The sequence below is a fragment of the Moorena sp. SIO4A5 genome (genome assembly GCF_010672005.1).
In the GTDB taxonomy this organism is placed as follows: domain Bacteria; phylum Cyanobacteriota; class Cyanobacteriia; order Cyanobacteriales; family Coleofasciculaceae; genus Moorena.
This window is the reverse complement of sequence record NZ_JAAHHZ010000412.1, coordinates 1-4260: the sequence shown is the minus strand read 5'-3', so window position 1 is coordinate 4260 and position 4260 is coordinate 1. Positions and strand designations below refer to the sequence as shown.

At 46.2% G+C, this 4260-nt stretch carries 6 protein-coding genes and 1 pseudogene; 3 read left to right on the top strand and 4 right to left on the bottom strand.

All coding sequences use genetic code 11. The features are described 5' to 3' along the window. Together F6K57_RS38115 and F6K57_RS38110 are read right to left on the bottom strand one after the other, a co-directional pair. Positions 1 to 287, bottom strand: a pseudogene (locus F6K57_RS38115) (LuxR family transcriptional regulator); the annotation flags it as partial. A gap of 344 nt (positions 288 to 631) precedes the next feature. Further along, positions 632 to 913 carry a hypothetical protein gene (locus tag F6K57_RS38110; protein WP_293064760.1) on the bottom strand — a complete coding sequence of 94 codons (282 nt, stop codon included), beginning with the start codon at positions 911 to 913 and terminating at the stop codon, positions 632 to 634. Between the two features lie 17 nt (positions 914 to 930). Between F6K57_RS38110 and F6K57_RS38105 the strand changes: the two genes are divergently transcribed. The 3 genes from F6K57_RS38105 to F6K57_RS38095 all read left to right on the top strand — a co-directional run bounded on the left by F6K57_RS38105 (position 931) and on the right by F6K57_RS38095 (position 2816). Further along, entirely contained in the window at positions 931 to 1842 is a 912-nt protein-coding gene (locus tag F6K57_RS38105) for a sulfurtransferase (RefSeq protein ID WP_293064762.1), read from the top strand. A gap of 129 nt (positions 1843 to 1971) precedes the next feature. Further along, positions 1972 to 2112, top strand: coding sequence for a hypothetical protein (locus tag F6K57_RS38100; protein WP_293073659.1), 141 nt, complete (start codon positions 1972 to 1974; stop codon positions 2110 to 2112). Positions 2113 to 2393: 281 nt separating this feature from the next. Next, positions 2394 to 2816, top strand: coding sequence for a helix-turn-helix domain-containing protein (locus F6K57_RS38095; RefSeq protein WP_070392246.1), 423 nt, complete (start codon positions 2394 to 2396; stop codon positions 2814 to 2816). Between the two features lie 165 nt (positions 2817 to 2981). On the opposite strand, the gene F6K57_RS38090 is transcribed toward F6K57_RS38095, so the two are convergent. Then, complete coding sequence (locus F6K57_RS38090; RefSeq protein ID WP_293064766.1) at positions 2982 to 3728, bottom strand: DUF3747 domain-containing protein; 747 nt, start codon at positions 3726 to 3728, stop codon at positions 2982 to 2984. 412 nt (positions 3729 to 4140) lie between these two features. Further along, positions 4141 to 4248 carry a peptidylprolyl isomerase gene (locus tag F6K57_RS38085; protein ID WP_293073663.1) on the bottom strand — a complete coding sequence of 36 codons (108 nt, stop codon included), beginning with the start codon at positions 4246 to 4248 and terminating at the stop codon, positions 4141 to 4143. Positions 4249 to 4260 lie beyond the last annotated feature (12 nt).

Here is a 4260-nt window from a genome sequence, read left to right as displayed (position 1 = left end):
GTTAAGCGATCGCTTTTGAAAGATTGGTGCTGGGAGCGCACGGTTGTAGCCCAAACAGACAAGTGCAAACTGACTGCACTCATATCCGCTAGATTCTGTGTATTGAAAGCAGGCATTGACCGTTCACGAGTGCAGCCTACGGCACCTACTAATTGACCACTGCTGATGATTGGTCCTGCCATCACATGCCAATGATCTGGCCGAGGACAAATCAAGGCCCAAACCTTGGGCGATGCTACCAATGATTCATGGGCAGGAGCGTGATGCTCAACGATATAGCTTGACACTCCCCGGCCTAAAGGCGCGGGGATTCTTGCTTCAACGGGGTGACTTGTTTAACCAGGCCAGAGCCAGGAAAAATAGAGGTCGCCTCTCCACAAGCGTATTTGGTCTATAACCTAGGTTTCGATGTGCCCCACCGTACCTAAACTTATTAACAAATAAAGATAAACATTTTTTTAGGGATCTTAGACTTTCATAGACTTCCAAATCGTTAGACTTGATTGTGCAACCTGCTTATCTCAAAACAGGTTTTTTACACTGTCTACTTATTCTGTGATCATGTTCCTCTAGGATACTATTTTTTTGTTATGTCTTTATCTTAACACAAAGCCGTCCTGGAAGAACGGGGCTAATGACCCAGATTTTTTTTTGGTAAAACAGGGTTATGGTCGATAGATAGGGCGATTTTTAGGGATTCCTGAAGCGATGCAGCGCGGTCTTGGGGGTTTCCCCCATGAGCGACTGCATCAAGAAGCTTTTGATTAACTGGAGGCAATTGATCGAAGAAAAAAACACCCCATCGCTTTGCCGCAAAATGCTCACCAATTTTTGGGACAATGCGCGATCGCAAGTCTGCTTCATCCTTGACCTGATGAATGGCTTTAAATAAAAACTGCAAGGAACTCGTCATGACCGTGAGGACCAAAAGTGTACTCGATCGGGTACTGGGCAACCCAAACTGCCTCCCCTAATCTTACCTTTAGCCTCAATATTAGGAGAAAACCGATGTCTCAATACGCTCACCCTGAAGTTTTGGTCAATACACAATGGCTGATGGATCATCTAGAAGATCCGATGGTGCGTGTGGTTGAAGTTGATATGAGTCCAGAATCTTACAAAGATACTCATATTCCGGGGGCTATTTTCTGGAATTTCTCCACTGATCTCTCCATGCCCGACTTCGGAATGAATTTAGACCCCACTGCGATTGAGGAACTGTTGTCACGTTCAGGAATTTCCCAAGAAACGACTGTCATTGCCTATGGTAGTTACCCAGGCACAGGAGCTTTTATTTTCTGGTTTCTGAAGCTCTTTGGACATCAAAAAGTGTATGTCCTTAACGGTGGTCATCAGAAATGGGTGGCAGAAGGTCGTCCAGTAACATCAGACTTGTCAAACTTTCCGCCCACCTCTTATCAAGCAACCTCTCCCAATCCTGACTTACGAGTTCTCCAGGCAGAGGTGCAAGCATCTTTAGAGAAAACGGATTGTGTGGTGCTAGATGTGCGGACTCCTCAAGAGTATTCTGGTGAGATATTTATGATCAAGCCGCCAGAAGGAGCTGAACGTGGAGGGCATATTCCAGGTGCGGTGCATCTTGAGTATACTCATACCTTGAATGAGGACGGTACATTTAAGTCAGTAGAAGAGTTACATGCTCTTTACAGCAGCCGAGGTGTTACAGCTGACAAAGAAATTTTTCCTTATTGCGCGATTGGTGCACGCTCTGCGTACACTTGGTTCGTCTTGAAGTATTTACTCGGCTATCCCAAAGTGAGAAATTATGATGGATCGTGGAATGAGTGGAGCCGTCTGCCTCATGCGCTGATTGAGCGGTAAAAAAAATACCAATTAAAGTAGGGTGGGCAAATTTCTATTATCTAGAATACTCACGCATAACCAAACGGTTTTTGCCCACCCTACAAGCTTTAGCTGACCCACTGAGCACTCAATTGTGAAAATGTCTTGATGCAGTCGCTCATGGGGGAAACCACGGCAGTCGCTGGGGGAACGGCAGTCGCTCATGGGGGAAACCCCCAAGACCGCGCTGCCTCCCCAAGACCGCGCTGCCTTCCCAAGACCGTAATGGTGCGTTTGACCCGTAATTAAATTCGCCACGGGTCGCACCTCTGCATCGCTGCAATAGTTTTTATAACACTTTTATCCCACTAATCCGATTAAACTCATTAATCCCAGTTGACCCTACTCCTTGAGATGGCGACAATGCAATAGTTTTTCAGCACCCTCTTCTCTGTATTACTCCATTTCATCCATTGCACCCATCCAGTTCTTCTGTAAATCGCGATAGTGCAATAGTTTTACCAAATCCTGGCATTTTCAGAAAACGTGTGTTACCTTAATAATATCGTTAAAGCAATGGTTTATTCGCCATGATGATTTCCACCGCACAAGCCGCTGAATTACTCGGTGTTTCTGCCACTCGCGTCCGTTACCTTCTGGGCAAGGGTAGAGTTAAAGGGGCTTATAAGGTGGGGAGAACTTGGGTGATTCCTTTGTTTGATGGTATGCCGGTGGTCACTCCTGGCACTCGCGGACCAAAACGGAACTGGTCAAAGCGTACAAATTACACCAAGACCGTAATTCATGTTAACCAGAGGGTGATTCGCAACAATCTCAAGACGGGGGACCGGAATCCTGTGATTACGGTCAAGCGAGGCTCTAAAAATGTTTACGGTCATACGGTGGAGGTCAATGGCCCCTGTCGGGTGATGTATCGTCCAGATGATCCCCTTAAGTGTGGAGCACGGGTGTGGATTGAGACTATTTCTGATTTTGAAGTGATTTCAGCGTGATGGGTCAGCTGTTCAGTATTGAGATTGGGATACCTAAATTGCTCAAAGGGAATAGGGAATAGGCAACAGAGATACAATCCTGTGTACCTGATTAGGGTAAAAAAAACTAGATTAGCAAAAATCTCCCTATCTCCCTATCTCCCTATCTCCCTACTCGTGAAATTCTTAATTAGACCCATCAAACACTGGTATGCCATCATTTGATGATTCTGCTGGTGCAGGTGCTGGAATTTCAGGGCTAGTGTCAGGAAAACGTTCACCACTAGTTTTCGGTTGGGCTTGTGGTTTGGTAAAAATAAATTCCCTGGTGGGAGTAGGTGGTGAGGGTTGAGGGCTACTGGTCCATTGTGGCGCGACAGTATTAGCGATCGCACCATAGGTAAGATAGATGTGACCTAATTGTTTGCCCTGATACATACGTTTGGTAAATCGCCAACCAGGATCAAGAAAGATTTTGAGAAAGCCATTCGCCAAACCTCTGGTGCGGCCAATCTCAATGTCTGGGGCATTGCGGTCAATGCGGTGACTCCCTACTAATACCAATTCTCCATTCCGCTTAACCACTCTGAGCATATAGTCTAGGCCGAAGTCTTGACTATCGACCCGCATAGAATAGCCGTTGCTATCTGTACTGCGCCCACAAATTCCTGTAAAGTCAAAGTCGAGCAGCAGAGGATCTACAATAACTGGGTTAGTGCCACGTTCACGCCAGCACGCTTGCCAGTTTGCTATCTGCTCAATGACTAGTAATTGATATTGGTTGTAGCCAAAAGGGGCAGCTACTGCAATAAAATTGTTTTCGTTAACTTCGATGTTGTCAAAAGTATTCGCTGCTGCTGGATTGATAGCGCCTAAGGTAAGGCAAGAAGCTGTAGTGATTGCAGTAGCTGCTAGCCAGGGTGATGTGTTCATGGGTTTTACCGTTCCTAAGTTAGACCATTCCCAGTAGACGCTAGCACTAAAGAATTTGCTCCCCTAGTGATACAGTCAAATTATATCAACTCGGCTTGATCAAGAATATCTTAGGAAAAGAGAAAACGTCAGCAGTCAGTGGTCAGCCGTCAGTGGTCAGTGGTCAGTAGTCAGTGGTCAGCCGTCAGTGGTCAGCCGTCAGCGGTCAGCCGTCAGTAGTCAGTAATCAGCAGTCAGCGGTGGCACAGGCTTCCAGCCTGTGACCTAACGTCAGTGGTCAGCTTGTTTTATTCAAAAGCTGTTCAGTGTAGCTTAGCCTACTACGAATGGCTGTTCCCGTAGCGCTTAAGCTGATAGCTGATAGCTGATAGCTGATAGCTGATAGCTGATTGCTGACCGCTAATAGCTTACGTTACTCGTTAATCGTCACTTTCACCATTTGAACCGGAGTTTTGGGGCGATCACCACGATCAGTAGGGGTGGTTTGAATCTTTTGCACCACATCCATACCCTCAGTCACTTTACCAACAAC

What these genes read in the sequence shown, in the direction of transcription:
- F6K57_RS38110 (WP_293064760.1), bottom strand. Translation starts at nt 913, where the DNA reads ATGACGAGTTCCTTGCAGTTTTTATTTAAAGCCATTCATCAGGTCAAG.
- F6K57_RS38100 (WP_293073659.1), top strand. Translation starts at nt 1,972, where the DNA reads ATGCAGTCGCTCATGGGGGAAACCACGGCAGTCGCTGGGGGAACGGCA.
- F6K57_RS38095 (WP_070392246.1), top strand. Translation starts at nt 2,394, where the DNA reads ATGATGATTTCCACCGCACAAGCCGCTGAATTACTCGGTGTTTCTGCC.
- F6K57_RS38090 (WP_293064766.1), bottom strand. Translation starts at nt 3,728, where the DNA reads ATGAACACATCACCCTGGCTAGCAGCTACTGCAATCACTACAGCTTCT.